Here is a 17,367-nt window from a genome sequence, read left to right on the forward strand (position 1 = left end):
TCAGAACTCCTCCCATCCATCCACGTCTCCTGCGGTCAAAGCGGTGTTGCCCTGCACGGCATAGCCGGTCCGTCTCGGCGCAGGCGCGGCGCGGGTCTGCGGCGCTTGGCGCGGCGCGGCGGCGCGCATGCCGTCCTCGATGCTGAAACCGGAAACCGTACGAAGCAGCTCGGCGACCTGGCTGCGCAGCGAATGGACGGCGGCCGTCGTCTGCTCGACCATCGCCGCGTTCTGCTGTGTCGCCTGGTCCATCTGGTTGATGGCGATGTTTACCTCGCTGAGGCCGGTCGACTGCTCCTGCGAAGAGGAGGCGATCTGGGCGACCAGGCTGTTGATCTCCGTGACCTGGACGATGATGTCCTCCGAGACCTTGCCTGTCTCGGCCATCAACTGCACCCCGGCCTCGACCTGAGTGGAACTGGCCGAAATCAGCGCCTTGATTTCCTTGGCGGCCTCCGCCGAGCGTTGGGCGAGCGAACGCACCTCCGAGGCGACCACCGCGAAACCGCGGCCGGCCTCGCCGGCGCGCGCCGCCTCGACGCCGGCATTGAGCGCCAGAAGATTGGTCTGGAAGGCGATCTCGTCGATGACGCCGATGATCTGGGAGATTTCGCGCGAGGACTTCTCGATCTCGCTCATGGCGGTCACGGCATTCTGCACGATCTCGCCGGCATGCTCGGCCTGCACGCGTGCGGCGACGACCTTGCTGGCGGCCTCGCCTGCTCCCGCAGTGGCGCGCTTGACGCCGGCGGTCAACTGGTTGAGCGCGGCGGCCGTCTCTTCGAGGCTTGCCGCCTGCTGCTCGGTGCGGCGGGACAGGTCGTCGGCGGCCTGCCCGATCTCGGCCGAACCGCCGCCGATGGCGTTCGCCGAACGGGCGACCGAAGCGATCGCCTTCTCGAGCGAGGCGGTGGCGCTGTTGAAGTCCGATTTGAGCGGCACGAATGCGCTGGAAAGCTCGTCGCTTATCCGCGTCTTGAGGTCGCCGCCGGCAAGGCTGCGCAAAGCCGCGTTCACCGCGTCGAGCGCGACTGCCTGATGCGCTTCCGCGGCGGCGCGCTCGGCTTCCACCTTCCGCCGCTCGGCTTCGAGTTCCTCCATATAGGTCGAGATCGCGAGGCCGATGTCGACCATCACCGCTTTGATCAGCAGGCCGAGGGCGTCGGCGACGTCGTCCCGGCCACCCTTGGACAGGCCGAAGCGGCGGGGCCAGTGCTCGGCCACCACTGCCTTGACGAGCTGCTCGGTGACGAGGGCGTAGCCGGCGACATAGATGCCCGGCTCGATGCCCAGCTTCGCATGGGCCTTGCCGATGCCGCGCACCGCATTCTCGTAGGTGCTGCCGAATTCGGCATCGGCCATGATGTTCCAATGCTGCTCCTGACGACTTTTCGCCGACGCCATATGGGCGTCGTTGGCGAAGAACCGGCGCGTCTCGGAGTGGGAGCGGACCTTGTCGTAGAAGACGCCGAGGGCGGGGCCGATCGCCTTGGCGACGGTCGGTTTCAGTGCCTTGAGCCGGCCGCGCGCTTCAGCGTCGAGACCCATGAATTCGAGATGGCTGGTCAAAGAGGGGCGAGCGCTGTCATGCACGGCGATATGCGATCCGAAAGATATGAAGAAGGCGAAGGCATTCCGGATCGGCCGGGCCCCAAGGCGCGGCATCATGCCTATGGTTAAGAAACAACCAAGCCCGGGTAGGCCGAGTATCGGGACCAATGGTTTCGGTCAGATTAACAGGTCGCACGCCGTCCAGGGATAATTGCGAGACTGAGTACGGCGGCGCCTGGCTGCGTGTTTCCGCCTGTTTCGGCATCAACCGGAGGTTTTGGCCGCCCCTTCGCAGGAGCGTGACGGCCGGGCGATTTCTTTGCGAACATGGTTAACAACCGATTTCGATTAGCCATTTGTTAAGGATGTTTGTTCATAGAAGTTAACAGCAGCACAGGCCTTCTCCACGCTTCGACAGGCCTGAAGCTGCTCCGGCGGCCGGGCTGTTCCGGCGGGCGGACAATCAGGATTAAGGGCGGGTTCCATGACGAGCATCTTGACCAATGCGTCCGCGATGACGGCGCTGAGAAGTCTCCAGACCACCAACAAGGCCCTGGAGCAGGCGCAGGCGCGGATCTCGACCGGTTACCGCGTGGCCGGCGCAAGCGACAATGCCGCCTACTGGTCGATCGCCACCACGATGCGCTCCGACAACAAGGCGCTGCTGACGGTCCAGGATGCGCTCGGCCTCGGCGCCTCGAAAATCGATATCGCCTACACCGCCACCAACAGCGCCATCGACGTGGTCGACGAGATCAAGTCGAAGCTGGTCGCGGCGCGCGAACCCGGCGTCGACCGTGCCAAGGTGCAGGCCGAAATCAGTCAGTTGCAGCAGCAACTCATCAATATCGGCGCATCGGCATCGTTCTCCGGCGAGAACTGGCTGTCGGTCGATTCGGCCAGCCCCGACTACAGCACCACCAAGAGCATCGTCGCGTCCTTCGCGCGCGCTTCCGACGGCACCGTGTCGATCGGCACCATCACCATCGACGTCGACTCCTCCAAGCTGTTCGATGCCAACGGCCAGACGGGCATTCTCGACACGACCAGCACCACCACCAATGGCGGCGTGGTCTATTCGGTGTCGACGCTCAATATCTCGACGCTGTCGAGCTCCGCCAACGATCTCGCCGATCTCGATGAGATGATCCGTACGGTCGACGCCGCCCTGCAGGCGATGACCAATTCGGCCAGCGATCTCGGCGCCGCCAAGAAGCGCATCGGCCTGCAGGTCGAGTTCGTCGACAATCTGATGGACGCCATCGAGCGCGGCGTCGGCGCCCTCGTCGATGCCGACATGAACGAGGAATCGACCCGCCTCCAGGCGCTCCAGGTGCAGCAGCAACTCGGCATCCAGGGCCTGTCGATCGCCAATGCCAGCGTCCAGGGCATCCTCTCGCTGTTCCAGAACTGATCGCGCTGAAAACCCGACTCCCCGGCGCCACGCAACCGCCGGAGCGTCGCACGTTGGGATCCGGGCATAGCCCATCGCCGATCATTCGGCTGCGACCTTCCGTGCGAACTGAAAATGTGCGAGGCCTTGTCCCTGCAGCACGCGGAGGACATCATGAAGCGGTCGCGCGTCAACGAGATCATCCGGGAAGGCGACGCCTTCATCCGGTCCTTCGGCTACATCATGCCGCCCTTCGCCTATTGGTCGCCGCAGGACCTGAAGGATCGGCGGCCGGCCGGCATCGTCGATGCCCGTCTGGGATGGGATATCACCGACTACGGGCTGGAGAAATTCGACGAACTCGGCCTCTTCCTCTTCACCGTGCGCAACGGCCGCGCCGCCGATCTGGCGCGCGGCACCGGCATGCTCTACGCCGAAAAGATCATGATCTCCCGCAAGGACCAGCTGTCGCCGATGCACCGCCATATCGTGAAGGCGGAGGACATCATCAACCGCGGCGGCGGCAAGCTGGTGCTCGAACTCTTCATGTCGCAGTCGGACGGCGGCATCGACGACAAGGCCGAGGTGAGCGTTCCCACCGACGGCGTGATCCGGACCATGCCGGCCGGCGCGCGGCTCAGTCTCGATCCAGGCGAAAGCGTGACGCTGCTGCCGGGGGTCTGGCACGCTTTCTGGGGCGAGGGTGGGGACGTGCTGATCGGCGAAGTCTCGACCGTCAACGACGACCTTACCGACAACATCTTCGCCGAGCCGATCGGCCGCTTTTCCAGCATCGAGGAGGATGAGCCGCCGCTGCATCTGCTGGTGTCGGACTATGACAGATGGGTGAAGAGCGAATAGGGAACGAGCGAGTAGCGAATAGCGAATAGCGAATAGGGAAAAAGAGGGGTTGCGTGCCGCCAAATTCCGCGGACTTCTTTCGCTATTCGCTATTCGCTATTCGCTATTCGCTATTCGCTATTCGCTATTCGCTCCTACCCGCTTGCGATCAGCTTCTTCAATTCGTCCACCTTGCGAGCCAGCAGCGTCGGGTCGGCGCGGGTCTCGACATTCAGCCTCAGCAACGGCTCGGTGTTCGAGGCGCGCAGGTTGAAGCGCCAGTCGTCGAATTCCATGCCGAGCCCGTCGAGCGTGTCCACATGAGGGTTGAAGCGCTGATAGGCTTCGGCGACCTTCTGCTGGCTCGCTTTGGCGTCGGCCACCGTGAAATTGATCTCGCCGGAGCAGGGAAAGGCGGCGATGCGCTCTTCCATGACCTCGGCGAGCTGCGCGCCGGAAGCGGATAGTTCGGCCACGACCTCCAGCCAGGCCAGCATGCCGGAATCGCAGTAGCTGAAATCGCGGAAATAGTGGTGCGCGCTCATCTCGCCGCCATAGATGGCGTCCTCGGCGCGCATCCTGGCCTTGAAGAAGGCATGGCCCGTCGGACAGGGTTTCGCCACGCCGCCGGCGCGCTCCACGAGCGCGATCGTGTTCCAGGTGAGCCGGGGATCGTAGACGACCGTGCCGCCGGGGCGCTCGCGCAGCATCGTCTCGGCGATCATGCCGACCAGATAGTAACCTTCGACGAATGCGCCGCGATGATCATAGAGGAAGCAGCGGTCGAAATCGCCGTCCCAGGCGATGCCGAGATCGGCGCCGCTGTCGACCACCGCCTGCGCGGCCCTGGCGCGCTTCTCCGGAAGCAGCGGGTTGGGAATGCCGTTGGGCAGGCTCGCATCCGGCTGATGGTCGATCTTGATGAATTCGAAGGGCAGATGCCGTTCGAGGAGGTCGATGACCGGGCCGGCGCAGCCATTGCCGGCGTGGCAGACGATCTTCATCGGCTTCAGCGCCTTGCCGGCAACCTGCTGCAGCAGCCGGTCGACATAGCGGGAACGGTCGAGCGTGCCCTCGAGCCGGCCGCGCGCCGCATAGGAGCCGACTGCGGGCAGTTCGGAGCCCGAAAACACCAAGGCCTCGATCGCGGCGAAGGCGTTGCCCCGCGTGGCCGCGGTCGCGCCCTTCAGCACCATCTTGATGCCGTTATAGTCCGCCGGATTGTGGCTCGCGGTCACCATCAGCCCGGCGTCGGCGCCGGTGTCCGCGGTATGAAAATAAACTTCCTCCGTGCCGCACAAGCCGACCGGCAGGACGCCGACGCCGCTGTCGAGGAAGCCTTGAGTCAGCGCTTCTGCCAATGCCGGGCTGTCGCGCCGCATGTCGTGGCCGACGACGATCTTTTTCGGGTCGAGCGAACGGGCCGCAGCCTGTGCGAATCGATAGGCGAAGGGCACGTTGATCTCGGCCGGGATACGGCCGCGCAGGTCATAGGCTTTGAAAGGAGGCTTCATCCGGTTTCCCGTCGCGTCTGTCGGACGGCGCACTCCTAACAAGAACCTGCTCTCCCGCATAGCGGTGTGTCGCGGGGAGGGCCCGCATGCCGTCACCTTCGATCCCCGGTTCCGGAGCGGGCAGGGGCGTTCGAGCCTTTATCCCGCCAGGGCCTGGTCGAGATCCGCGATCAGGTCGTCGGCATCCTCGATGCCGGCCGAGAGGCGCACCAGCGAATCGGAGATGCCGATCGCGTCGCGCTTCTCGGCCGGGATGCTGCCATGGGTCATCAGGGCAGGATGCTCGATCAGGCTTTCGACCCCGCCGAGGCTCTCGGCCAGGGTGAAGAGCCGGGTGCGCTCCAGGAAGCGCCTCGTACCGGCGAGGTCGCGGTCGAGTTCGACGGAGATCATGCCGCCGAAGGCATGCATCTGGCGTGCTGCGATCGCGTGCTGGGGATGGCTGGGGAGCCCTGGATAGACGACGCGTCGGACGTCGCGGCGCCCTTCGAGCCACCGGGCGATCTTCAGGCCGTTGGCCGAATGGCGCTCCATGCGGAGCGCCAGCGTCTTGATGCCGCGCAAAGCCAGGAAGCTGTCGAACGGCCCCGAGATCGCGCCGACCGCGTTCTGCAGGAATTTCAGCCGGTCGGCGATGTCCTTGTCCTCGCCGACGACGGCGACCCCGCCCACCATGTCGGAATGTCCGTTCAGATATTTCGTGGTCGAGTGCACGACGATGTCGATGCCGAGCTCCAGCGGGCGTTGCAGATAGGGGCTGCAGAAGGTGTTGTCGGCGACCGAGATCAGGCCCTTGCGCCGCGCCAGTGCGGCGACGCCCTCGAGATCGACGACGCGCAGCAGCGGGTTGGTCGGCGTCTCGACCCAGAGCAGCTTCGTCTCCGGGCGGATCGCCGCCTCGACCGCCTCGAGGTCGGTGAAGTCGACGAAGCTCGCCTGCAGGTTCGCCGAGCGCTTGCGCACCCTTTCGAGCAGCCGGAAGGTGCCGCCGTAGATGTCGTCGGTCGCCACCACATGGGTGCCGCTGTCGAAGAGCTCGAAAACCGTGCCGATCGCGGCGAGCCCCGAGGCGAAAGCGAAGGCGGCCGTGCCGCTTTCGAGGTCGGCGACGGCCCGCTCGAAGGCGAAGCGTGTCGGGTTCTGGCTCCTGGCATATTCGAAGCCCTTGTGCACGCCCGGGCTCTGCTGGCCGTAGGTGGAGGTCGCATAGATCGGCACCATCACCGCCCCCGTCGTCGGGTCGTGGCTCTGGCCGCCATGGATAGTGCGGGTCGAGAAGGCGAGGCGATTGCGCTGCACGGGCTGGTCGTTCATCGGTTGCGTCTCAGATGGTTGATCAGGTCGATGCGGGTGATGAGGCCGACGAACTCGTCGCCGTCGAAGACGATGGCGACCTCGTTGCGCTCGAACACCGGCAGCAGCGCGTCGAGCGTCTGGCGGGCCTGAAGCGTGTGGAGTTCGGCGGTCATGGCGGAGCGGACCGGCTGGTTGAAGCGGTCCCAGCGGCCGTCATACGGGCCCTCCACGACCGACAAGATGTCGCTCTCGTCGATGATGCCGACAAGCTTGCCGTCCTCGAGCACCGGCAGCTGCGAGACGTCGGCGCGCCGCATGCGGCCATAGGCAGTCAGCAGCGTGTCTGCGGGGCCAACGAAGACCGTGCCGCCCTCGCGATGCGAGCGGGCAACGAGATCGGAAAGGTCGCCATGCTGCTCGCGCTCGGCGAGACCCTGCTCGGCCAGCCAGAAATCGTCGAAGACCTTCGAGAGATATTTGTTGCCGCTGTCGCAGACCAGGGTCACCACACGCTTGGCGACCGTCTGCTCGCGGCAGTAGCGCAAGGCGGCGGCGAGCAGAGTGCCGGAAGACGAGCCCGCCAAAATCCCTTCCTTGGCGAGCAGGTCGCGGGCGGCGAGCATGCTCTGCTTGTCGGGAATGGAATAGGCCTTCTTCACCAGGGACAGGTCGGCATTGGGGGGGATGAAGTCTTCGCCGATGCCCTCGACCGTCCAGCTTCCTGCCTCCTCCAGCTTGCCCGTCTTGAGATAGGGGGCGAGCACCGAACCGACCGGATCGGCGAGCACCATCTCGGTCTTCGGCGAAACCTTCGCGAAGAAGCGGCCGAGGCCGGTCAGCGTGCCGCCCGAACCGACGCCGACGACGACGGCGTCGACATCCTCGCCGAGTTGCTTCCAGATTTCGGGGCCGGTGGTGGTTTCGTGCGCCAGCGGGTTGGCCGGGTTGGCGAACTGGTTGACGTAGAATGCGCCGGGAATGTCGGCCGCGATCTTCTCGGCCATGTCCTGATAATATTCCGGATGACCCTTGCCGACGTCCGAGCGCGTCAGGCGCACCTCGGCGCCGAGCGCCCTCAGATGCTGGATCTTCTCGCGGGACATCTTGTCCGGAACGACCAGGATGATGCGATAGCCCTTGGGAATGCCGACCTGGGCGAGGCCGAGACCGGTATTGCCCGCCGTCGCCTCGACGATCGTTCCACCCGGCGCCAGCCGGCCGTAGCGCTCGGCGTCGGCGATCATGGAAAGCGCGATGCGGTCCTTGATCGAGCCACCCGGATTCTGGCTCTCCAGCTTGACGAAGAGGCGGCAGCGACCGGTGTCGAAGCGTGTGAGCTCGACGACAGGCGTTTCGCCGATCAACTCCAGTACCGATCCATAAGGTCCGCGCAGGCGGCTCATGACTTTACCTCCCGTTCCGATGTTCGCTTCCATGCGCCGGCACCTCCCATCGGGGACATGCCACTGTTTATCGCAACGCAAGCGGGAATGATGGGCTGCATGCAGTGAAAAATAGCCCAGGTCGGAGAAAAGTCATTCCTGAAGATGGCCTGTTTTGTGAACACTATTCTTGGACGTACCGCTCGAGCCATCGAGTGCGCGATCTTGCGGTGGCTTTCTCTCTGCCGGCGCGATAGAGGTCTGCTCTCGTTTGCTCAAGGAACACGGGAATGACTGAAAAGGTCAAAGTCGACTTCGAGGCGCTGTGCCTGGCGCTCGAGATCGCCGACAGCTATCTCATTATGGACGAAGCCTATGTCGATCGTCGGACCGGCGAGGTCCATATTCCCTCCGACGATCCCGACCTTTCCGAGGTGACTGAGGACATGGCGGAATCCGAGGACTATGTTGCTGTTCCTTCCAAGCGAGAACTCGGTTTGGGGAGCCGTGTCGCCCGGGCTTTCGCCTGGCATGAAGCGCCGGAGGATGCCGACGCCGTTTCCGACATGTTCAGCCGGAAGGGAGGTTTTTCCCGCTTCAAGAACTGGCTGGTCCAGCGCGGCAAACTCGATGCCTGGCATGCCTTCGAAGCTGAAGCCGAAGAACAGGCCCTGAGTGACTGGTGCGAGGCGAATGGGTTCGTTCTCGACAAGGGTGGAAGCCATCACAAACTTCCCTGAGCCGGCTTGATCGAAGAACCAAGATGGAATATCTATTTCATCACGTGTAATATCTGGTTCAAATATTTCGTCTTTGGGCGGCGTCTGCTCCAATCGAGCCGACGCCCCTGGATGAATGCTGCCGGTCGGTCACGGTCTTCGGGAGGAAGTTTTCATGACAGTTCGTTTTGGCCTGCTGGGTGCTGGTCGCATCGGCAAGGTGCATGCAAGGGCCGTCGCCGCGGACCGCGATGCGAAGCTGGTCGCGGTCGCCGATGCCTTCGAAGCCCCGGCAAAGGAGCTCGCTTCGGCCTATGGCGCCGATGTGAGATCGATCGAGGCGATCGAGAAGGCGCCAGACATCGACGCCGTGATCATCTGCACCCCGACCGATACCCATGCCGACCTGATCGAACGTTTCGCCAGGGCCGGCAAGGCAGTCTTCTGCGAGAAGCCGATCGACCTCGATCTGAAGCGCGTCGAGCGCTGTCTTGCCGTGGTGGAAAAGGCCGGCGCGACGCTCATGGTGGGCTTCAACCGTCGCTTCGACCCGCATTTCGCGGCGGTGCGCAAGGCCATTGACGACGGCGCCATCGGCGATGTCGAGATGGTCAGCATCACTTCGCGCGACCCAGGGCCGCCGCCGCACGACTATATCACCCGCTCCGGCGGCATCTTCCGCGACATGACCATCCACGACTTCGATATGGCGCGTTTCCTGCTCGGCGAGGAGCCGGTGGCGGTGACGGCGCAGGCCTCCGTGCTCGTCGACAAGAAGATCGGCGAGCTCGGCGATTACGACAGCGTCAGCGTGCTTCTGCAGACCGCATCGGGCAAGCAGTGCGTGATCTCCAATTCGCGCCGGGCCACCTATGGCTACGACCAGCGCATCGAGGTGCACGGCTCCAAAGGAATGGTGGCCGCGGAGAACCAGCGGCCGGTGTCGATCGAGGTGGCCAATGCGGGGGGCTATACACGTCCGCCGCTGCACGACTTCTTCATGACCCGCTATATCGACGCCTATGCCAACGAGATCGCGTCCTTCATCGCGGCGATGAACCAGGGCGCCAAGGCCATGCCGAGCGGACGCGACGGGTTGCTCGCCTTGGCGCTGGCCGATGCCGCTTTGCGCTCGGTAAAGGACGGCAAGACGATCCGCCTTTAGATCCATAGCTATTTTGGAGTTTCGGCCATGACCGGCATGATGGAACGCAACGCGGGCACGAAGGCGATCGTGACGGGGGGCGCGCAAGGTATCGGCCTGGCCGTCGCCCGGCAGCTCGTCGCGGAGGGCTGCAGGGCGCTTGTCCTTGTCGGCCGCTCGAAAGAGAAGGGCGCCGAAGCGGTGTCTGTCATCGAGAAGCTCGGCGCCGAAGTGATCTTCGTCAGCGCCGACGTGTCGAAGCCGGACGACTGCGCCAGGGTGATGGAGGCCGGGCTCGAGCGCTTCGGTTCACTCAACGGCCTCGTCAACGCGGCGGCGTCTTCCGCGCGCGGTTCGCTGGTGGATACGACGCCGGAGCTCTTCGACAGCCTGTTCGCCACCAATGTGCGCGGGCCCTTCTTCATGATGCAGGGCTTGGTCCGCCACCTGCTGGCCGAGAAAAAGCCGGGCGCCATCGTCAACGTCCTGTCGATGTCCGCCCACGCCGGCCAGTCCTTCCTGACCGCCTATTCGTCGAGCAAGGGCGCGCTCGCCGTGCTCACCAAGAATGTCGCCAATGCCTATCGCGGCAACCGGATCCGCTGCAATGCGGTGCTGCCGGGCTGGATGGACACGCCGGGCGAGGCGGTGGTGCAGGCCAAGTTCCACGGCGCGGGGCCGGACTGGCTGGAAAAGGCCGAAGCCGCCCAGCCGATGGGACAACTGGTCAAGACGCATGAGCTTGCCGCGCTCATCACCTATATGCTCAGCCCCCAGTCCGGCGTCATGACCGGCTCGCTGGTCGACTACGACCAGAACGTCGCGGGCGCGTTCGGGGAATAGTGGGCCGTCGCGAATAGCGATTGTTTTCGATACCAGAATTTTTCTTTGCATATGTCGGCGCGATGACCTCGGCGATTGGCATCCACCGCTCATACCGTCGTCATCCCCGGGCCCGAAGGCGAGCCGAGCGAAGCCGGAGGCGACCCGGGGATCTATGCCGAGACGTCGCGACCGGCCGCTTCGGTGGAAGAAAACCATCTCGGCGTTCACGCATCACGAAGACGATATGGTGCCAATTGCCAAGTCGCCATCTTGGGGCAAATGCCGCACCGATCCCTCATCCTGCGCCGTAGCTCCCGGCATCACCGTCACGGCATGGATTCTCGGGTCGCGTCGGCTTCGCTGCGCTCGCCTCCTGCCCGAGAATGACGAAGGGAGGTGTTCTCGCCGTTAATCGTCAACGGTGGCGGCCGGCAATCGCTGATGTCGGCGACGGCATCGACGACTCGCTTCGGCCTCCGCGCCATCGTCATCCCCGGGCCCGCAGGCGAGCGCAGCGAAGCCGAAGGTGACCCGGGGATCCATGCCGTGACATTACGGCAGCCAGATTGAGTGGAGGAAGAGCACCGCATCGGCGGCCACGTTCATCCGGAGGCGGCAATCACGAAGCCTATGTGGTCGCCGGCACCAGCGGCCTCACGCCTTCATCAGCCACTCATGTTCCCTGGCGTTGTGGAACTTCCAGGTCCGCTTCGGTCCGGCCATCACGTTGAGGTAATAGAGGTCGTAGCCATGGCAGGCGGCGCAGGGGTGGTAGCCCCTGGGCACCAGCACGACGTCGCCGTCCTCCACCGCCATGGTCTCGTCGAGCGAGCGGTCGTCGGTGTAGACGCGCTGGAAGGCAAAGCCCTGCGGCGGGTTCAGCCGGTGATAATAGGTTTCCTCCAGCAGCGACTCCTCGGGCAGATTGTCCCGGTCGTGCTTGTGCGGCGGATAGCTCGACGTATGCCCGCCCGGCGTGATCACCTCGACCACCAGCAGCGAATCGGCCGGCTCGCCTTCCGGCAGGATGTTGGTGACGTAACGCGTGTTGGTGCCTTTGCCGCGGGTCTCCTGGCCGAGGCTGTCGGGAGCGATCACACGCGCGGGCAGGCCGCCGCCAAGCCCCGGCGCCGAGCAGACGGCGAGTTCGACATCGGTCTCGGCCGTTACCTTCCAGTCTGACCCTTGCGGCACGTAGACCGACCAGGGCTTGCCTTCGAAAGGCGACGATCGGCCGCCGAGCGTATCGAAATCCTCGCCTCCCGCCGAGACCTTGCCCTTGCCGGAGACGAACACCAGGCAGACCTCGCGCGCGCCGGTCGATGCAGAAGCGCTCTCGCCCGGCTTCATCTTGTGGAGGTCGAAGCCGACATAGGTCCAGCCCGCGCTTTCGGGCGTGACATGGCTCACCAGCCCACTACCTTTCTTCGGCTTCACCAGCAGTCGCGACATGGGCTCACTCCTCGTATCAGGCCTCGATCGCCGTTGCGGCCCATTCGGGCCGCTCGGCTTTCGCGCCGAATGGCGTGGGTCACGCCGTTCCGCGCTCCAACGGTCGAGGAAATCGACCGTCGGCAAATCAGTTCCCGGCCGGACCCTTATAGTTGATCAGGAAGGTCCATACCGCATAGGCCGTGAAGGCGAGGGCGATCATGCCCCACAACGGCGTAGAGGTTGCGAATTCGAGCACGGCCCAGGCCGCGCAGACGATGACGACGGCGATGCGTCGCCACAGCGGCCTGAAGAACGGATGCTCGTTGTCCTTGATCACGAATGTCCTGCCTCGCTCACGTCAATCCTGCCTCGGCAAGGAAACGCGAAAGGTTCTTGTGGCCGAGCTTGGCGTATTTCGACGGCGTCGCCTTCTTCGGATCCTGCTCCGCCTCGACGACCACCCAGCCCGAATAGCCTTTCAGTTCCCTGAGCACGCGAACATAATCGATCATGCCGTCCCCCGGAACGGTGTAGACGCCTGCAAGGACGGAATCGAGGAACGACCAGTCCTCGCGGTTCGATTGCCACATCACCGCTTCGCGTATGTCCTTGCAGTGTACGTGGGAGATGCGCGCCCTGTAGTGGCGGGCAAGCCGCGCCGGGTCGGCGCCGCCCCAGGTCGCATGGCCCGTATCGAGCAGCAGATGCACCGGATCGGCCGTGACTTCCATGAAACGGTCGATGTCGGCTTCCGATTGAACGGCGGTGCCCATGTGATGATGGTAGACGAGCTGCAGCCCGTAGGTCTCCCTGATCGCCTGGGCGAATTTCGTATAGCGCTCGCCGAACTGCTTCCAGGCTTTCTTCGGCAACACCGGCCGCGCCGAAAGCGGCAGCTTGCGGTTGGAGTGGATGGCGTTCGAGGTCTCTGCCGCGATGAAGACCGTCGAGCCCATCTCCTTCAGCAGGGTTGCATGCGCCTTCGCCGCCTTGAGTTCGGTGGCCACATTACGCGTCAGCAGCTCCGTGGAATACCAGCCACCGACCAGGGCGTGGCCGAAACTATCGAGGATCGGCCGCAGGGCCTTGGCCTCGCGCGGAAACTTGTTGCCGAGCTCCATGCCGACGAACCCTGCCGCCTTGGCCTCCTTGAGGCATGTTTCGAGCGATATGTCGCCACCGATCTCAGGCATGTCGTCGTTCGACCAGCCGATTGGGTTCGCCCCGATGCGGATCATTCCGTCCCTCTCCAAGAATATGGTCGCGCTCGCTTCGCCGACTTCCGGCGCCGGCCAAACGAAAGCAGCGACCTAAGCTGGCTTGCGTGGCTTCGCCCACGCTTCACCTGCTTAGCCACTTCTTTTTGCCGCAGGTTTTTGCCGGAAAACCGTGGGACACTTTTCCGAAACCTGCTTAGTCCCCGACACGCTGCAGCTTGACCTTGTCCTCATAGGTCTTGCGGGCCTTTTCCACTTCCTTGCGCGAACTGACCTCGGGGACCGCGACATCCCACCAATGGCCGCCCGCTTCGGTCGAGATCAGAGGATCGGTCTCGATAACGACGACGGTCGTTCGGGCATTTTCCTTCGCCCTGCCGAGAGCAGCCTCGAGATCCGCGATCGACGTCACCTTTTCGGCGATCGCCCCGAGGCTCGCGGCATGGGCGGCAAAGTCGATCTCGGGCAGCAGCTCGTGCCGCGCATCCTTCAAAAGATTGTTGAAGTTGGCGCCGCCCGTGCCCATCTGCAGCCGGTTGATGCAGCCGTAACCCCGGTTGTCGAGCAGCACGATCACCAGCTTCAGGCCGAGCATCACCGAGGTGGCGATCTCGGAATTCAGCATCAGATAGGAGCCGTCGCCGACCATGACGACGACCTCCTCGCCTGATCTCGCCATCTTGGCGCCGAGCCCTCCGGCGATCTCGTAGCCCATGCAGGAATAGCCATATTCGGCGTGGTAGGAACCGGGCTTTCCGGCCTGCCAGAGTTTGTGCAGCTCGCCGGGCAGGCCGCCGGCGGCATGGAGCAGCGTCACATCGGAACCCATGGCGCGCTGGACGGCGCCGATCACCTGGGCGTCGGAGGGCAGAGCCGTATTGGTCGCGGCCGTCGCCTTGGCGGCCGCCTTCCGCCATTCAGCTTTGCCGCCCTTGGCATCTTCGGTCCAGGCCGCAGGCGAGGCCCAGCCTTCGGCGGCTTTTTCCAGCTCCTTGAGCCCTTCGCGCGCGTCCGCAACCAGGGTCAGCGCCTTGTGCTTGCCGGCATCGAAGGGCTGGACATTGAGGCCGACGATCGTCTTGCCGCTGTTCTTGAACAGGGCCCACGAGCCGGTGGTGAAATCCTGGAGCCGCGTACCGATGGCCAGCACCAGGTCGGCTTCTTCCGCCAGCCGGTTGGCGGCCGACGTCCCGGTCACGCCGACGGCACCCATGTTCAGCGGATGGTCGTCGGGCAGCGAGGACTTGCCGCCCTGCGTCTCGCAGACCGGGATGCCGGTCGCCTCGACGAAACGGGCGAGGGCGGGGGAGGCATGCGAATAAAGCACGCCGCCGCCGGCGACGACGAGGGGCTTCCTGGCGCGGCGCAGGGCGTCGGCGACATGCTTCAGCTCGGCAAGATCCGGGCGCGGGCGCCGCGGCGTCCGCAGCCGTTCCTCGAAGAAGGTTTCGGGATAATCATAGGCTTCCGCCTGGACGTCCTGGCAGAGGGCGAGCGTCACCGGTCCGCACGCGGCCGGGTCGGTCAACACCAGCATGGCGCGGGCGAGCGCCGGAACGATCTGCTCAGGCCGCGTGATGCGGTCGAAATAGCGCGACACCGGGCGGAAGCAGTCGTTTGCCGAGACCGTCCCGTCGCCGAAATCCTCGACCTGCTGCAGCACCGGATCTGGGATGCGGTTGGCGAAGACGTCACCGGGCAGAAGCAGGAGCGGCAGCCGGTTGACATGGGCGAGTGCCGCCGCCGTCACGAGGTTGGTCGCGCCCGGTCCGATCGAGGTGGTCGCGGCCATGATCCGGCGGCGGAAACTGGCCTTGGCATAGGCGATCGCGGCATGCGCCATCGCCTGCTCGTTATGGGCGCGGTAGGTCGGGAGCTCGTCTCTGACCTGGTAGAGCGCCTCGCCGATGCCGGCGACATTGCCATGGCCGAAGATCGCCCACACGCCGCCGAAGAGCGGCACCTTCTCGCCGTCGATCTCGGTCATCTGGCGCGCGAGATAGCGCGTGAGCGCCTGCGCCATGGTCAGGCGGATCGTCTTCATGGTAGTTTCCTCCCGCCGGAATTATGCGGCCTTGCGGCTGCGTGCCGCAAGCCAGGCTTCGGTCAGCTTTTCGAAGCGCGCGGCCATGTCGGCGATCGCCGCCTCGTCCGAAATCGTTCCGGGCAGCCATTTCTCCGCGGCGTCCATGAAGATGGTGCGGCCGACCGCGAAACCCTTCACCACGGGTGCCTCTGCAGTCGCGGCGAAAGCCGCTTCCAGCTCGTCATGCGGCGCCTCCAGGCCGAGCAGTACGACGCCGCGGCAATGCGGGTCGTTACGGGTGATCACTGCCTCGATCTGCCGCCATGCCGTTGCCGACGCCTGCGGCTCGAGTTTCCACCAGTCGGGCCTGATGCCCAGCGCATAGAGCTCTTCCAGCGCCCGGGGCACGGTATCGTCGGCGAGCTTGCCATGCTTGCCCGCGATGATCTCGACCAGCAATTCGCGGCCGACCTTGCGGGCCGCCCCGAACAGGCTCCTGAGCTTTTCCTGCTGCTCCGTCTTCAAGGCCAAGGGGTCGTCGGGATGATAGAAACACAGGCATTTGATGCAGTGCTCGATCGGCCATTCGACGAGATGCGAGCCGATATCCTGCGAGAATTCGAAGCGCAGGGGCCGCGAGCCGGGCAGTTCGACCGGGCGGCCGAGCCACGCGAAGCCGTGGCGCGCGAATTCGAACATCGCCTTGCGGCCGAACCTTTCGTCGATCAGCATGCCGTAGCCGTCGCGGCCATCGGCGACCCGGGCCGCAGCCTTCACGGCCAGAACCTTGAAGTCCTCGATGCGGGCGGCATCAGCTCCGGTCTTGCGGGCAAGGTCTTCAAGTTGTACGCGGTGGTCGACGGCGAGCGCCATGAGCGACGGGATGACGCGCCGCCGCGTCGTCGCCCAGTGGATGTGATTGATTGCCTCGTCCTTGCGCAGGGCCCGATACGCGCTGCCTTTCTCCAGGAAGAACCGGAGCTCTTCCCAGGTCGGATATTCCGGCGAGCAGAGCAGGCGCGACACGGCGAAGGCGCCGCAGGCGTTGGCCCAGGTCGCCGCCGTCTCGAAGTCCTCGCCGCCCAGCCATCCGCGCAGCAGCCCGGACATGAAGGCGTCGCCCGCGCCCAGCACATTGAACACCTCGATCGGGAAACCCTTGCCGACGATGCCGTCCTCGAGATCGTCGCTGATCGGGCCGTCATAGACGATGCAGCCCATGGCCCCGCGCTTCAGCACGATCGTTGCCGGCGACAGCGAGCGGATGGTCTTCAGCGCGCCCAGCACGTCGTCCGCGCCCGAGGCGATCATGATCTCCTCTTCGGTGCCTACGATGAGGTCGCAGTCGGGCAGCACGGTCTTCAGCTTGCCGGAGACCTTGTCCGACTTCACGTAGCGCTCGAAACCCTCGGCATGGCCGGCAAGCCCCCACAGATTGGGCCGGTAGTCAATATCGAACACGACCTTGCGGCCGTTGTTTTTTGCGATCCCGATGGCCTTTCGCTGCGCAGCCTCGGTGTTCTCACGCGAGAAATGCGTGCCGGTGACGACGATCGCCCGGGCCGAGGCGACGAAGGTTTCGTCGACATCCTCCGGCGACAGCGCCATGTCGGCGCAATCGGAACGGTAGAAGATCATCGGCGAGACACCCTCGTCCTCGACCGAGAGGAGGACCAGCGCAGTCAGCCGCGCGGGATCGGTGACGAGCCCTTCGACGGACACGCCCTCGCGTTGGAGCTGCTCGCGTATGAAACGCCCCATCTGTTCGTCGCCGACGCGGGTGAGCAGGGCCGAGCGCAGGCCGAGCCGGGCGGTCCCGACCGCGATATTGGCCGGGCAGCCGCCGACCGATTTTGCGAAGGAGGCGATATCTTCGAGGCGCGAGCCGATCTGCTGGCCGTAGAGATCCACCGATGCCCGGCCGATGGTGATGACGTCGAGCTGCGCTTGGGCGGCGCCCTGAGTCATGGTTTCCTCCGAGGAATGCGGGCGTTGATCGATTGTATGAAATATCAATTCCATCAAA

At 64.6% G+C, this 17,367-nt stretch carries 14 protein-coding genes; 5 read left to right on the top strand and 9 right to left on the bottom strand.

Annotation, left to right across the window (positions count from 1 at the left end; translation table 11 throughout):
* Positions 1–1,593 (bottom strand): globin-coupled sensor protein, encoded by a 1,593-nt coding sequence (locus JN280_RS14595; RefSeq protein ID WP_202313094.1) that lies wholly within the window; start codon positions 1,591–1,593, stop codon positions 1–3.
* Positions 1,594–2,035: 442 nt separating this feature from the next.
* Between JN280_RS14595 and JN280_RS14600 the strand changes: the two genes are divergently transcribed.
* Together JN280_RS14600 and JN280_RS14605 are read left to right on the top strand one after the other, a co-directional pair.
* On the top strand, positions 2,036–2,965 hold the full coding sequence (locus tag JN280_RS14600; protein ID WP_202313095.1) for a flagellin N-terminal helical domain-containing protein: 930 nt from the start codon (positions 2,036–2,038) through the stop codon (positions 2,963–2,965).
* 153 nt (positions 2,966–3,118) lie between these two features.
* On the top strand, positions 3,119–3,805 hold the full coding sequence (locus tag JN280_RS14605) for a D-lyxose/D-mannose family sugar isomerase (protein ID WP_202313096.1): 687 nt from the start codon (positions 3,119–3,121) through the stop codon (positions 3,803–3,805).
* A 134-nt stretch (positions 3,806–3,939) separates the two neighbouring features.
* On the opposite strand, the gene JN280_RS14610 is transcribed toward JN280_RS14605, so the two are convergent.
* From JN280_RS14610 to JN280_RS14620, 3 genes are all read right to left on the bottom strand, one after another.
* Positions 3,940–5,298, bottom strand: a complete 1,359-nt coding sequence (locus JN280_RS14610; RefSeq protein ID WP_202313098.1) for a phosphomannomutase — start codon at positions 5,296–5,298, stop codon at positions 3,940–3,942.
* A gap of 138 nt (positions 5,299–5,436) precedes the next feature.
* Complete coding sequence (locus JN280_RS14615) at positions 5,437–6,612, bottom strand: cystathionine gamma-synthase (RefSeq protein ID WP_202313099.1); 1,176 nt, start codon at positions 6,610–6,612, stop codon at positions 5,437–5,439.
* Complete coding sequence (locus JN280_RS14620) at positions 6,609–7,997, bottom strand: pyridoxal-phosphate dependent enzyme (RefSeq protein ID WP_202313100.1); 1,389 nt, start codon at positions 7,995–7,997, stop codon at positions 6,609–6,611. Before JN280_RS14620 ends, JN280_RS14615 begins: the two co-directional genes overlap by 4 nt.
* A 269-nt stretch (positions 7,998–8,266) precedes the next feature.
* Between JN280_RS14620 and JN280_RS14625 the strand changes: the two genes are divergently transcribed.
* The 3 genes from JN280_RS14625 to JN280_RS14635 all read left to right on the top strand — a co-directional run bounded on the left by JN280_RS14625 (position 8,267) and on the right by JN280_RS14635 (position 10,682).
* Positions 8,267–8,716 (top strand): hypothetical protein, encoded by a 450-nt coding sequence (locus tag JN280_RS14625; protein WP_202313101.1) that lies wholly within the window; start codon positions 8,267–8,269, stop codon positions 8,714–8,716.
* Between the two features lie 154 nt (positions 8,717–8,870).
* Complete coding sequence (iolG, locus tag JN280_RS14630; RefSeq protein ID WP_202313102.1) at positions 8,871–9,860, top strand: inositol 2-dehydrogenase; 990 nt, start codon at positions 8,871–8,873, stop codon at positions 9,858–9,860.
* 27 nt (positions 9,861–9,887) lie between these two features.
* Positions 9,888–10,682 carry an SDR family oxidoreductase gene (locus JN280_RS14635; protein WP_202313103.1) on the top strand — a complete coding sequence of 265 codons (795 nt, stop codon included), beginning with the start codon at positions 9,888–9,890 and terminating at the stop codon, positions 10,680–10,682.
* Between the two features lie 636 nt (positions 10,683–11,318).
* Here JN280_RS14635 and iolB read toward each other — a convergent pair.
* The 5 genes from iolB to JN280_RS14660 form a co-directional block, all read right to left on the bottom strand.
* Positions 11,319–12,116: a 5-deoxy-glucuronate isomerase gene (iolB, locus tag JN280_RS14640; protein ID WP_202313104.1), complete on the bottom strand. Its 798-nt coding sequence runs from the start codon at positions 12,114–12,116 to the stop codon at positions 11,319–11,321.
* A 127-nt stretch (positions 12,117–12,243) separates the two neighbouring features.
* Positions 12,244–12,432 (bottom strand): DUF3329 domain-containing protein, encoded by a 189-nt coding sequence (locus JN280_RS14645; RefSeq protein WP_202314775.1) that lies wholly within the window; start codon positions 12,430–12,432, stop codon positions 12,244–12,246.
* A gap of 19 nt (positions 12,433–12,451) precedes the next feature.
* A complete protein-coding gene (gene iolE / locus JN280_RS14650) occupies positions 12,452–13,336 on the bottom strand; it encodes a myo-inosose-2 dehydratase (RefSeq protein WP_202313105.1) in 885 nt (294 codons plus the stop codon).
* Between the two features lie 175 nt (positions 13,337–13,511).
* A complete protein-coding gene (gene iolD, locus JN280_RS14655; RefSeq protein ID WP_202313107.1) occupies positions 13,512–15,359 on the bottom strand; it encodes a 3D-(3,5/4)-trihydroxycyclohexane-1,2-dione acylhydrolase (decyclizing) in 1,848 nt (615 codons plus the stop codon).
* 21 nt (positions 15,360–15,380) lie between these two features.
* Positions 15,381–17,309, bottom strand: a complete 1,929-nt coding sequence (locus tag JN280_RS14660; protein ID WP_202313109.1) for a bifunctional 5-dehydro-2-deoxygluconokinase/5-dehydro-2-deoxyphosphogluconate aldolase — start codon at positions 17,307–17,309, stop codon at positions 15,381–15,383.
* Positions 17,310–17,367: the final 58 nt, after the last annotated feature.

Source organism: Mesorhizobium sp. L-8-10 (assembly GCF_016756635.1).
GTDB lineage: Bacteria > Pseudomonadota > Alphaproteobacteria > Rhizobiales > Rhizobiaceae.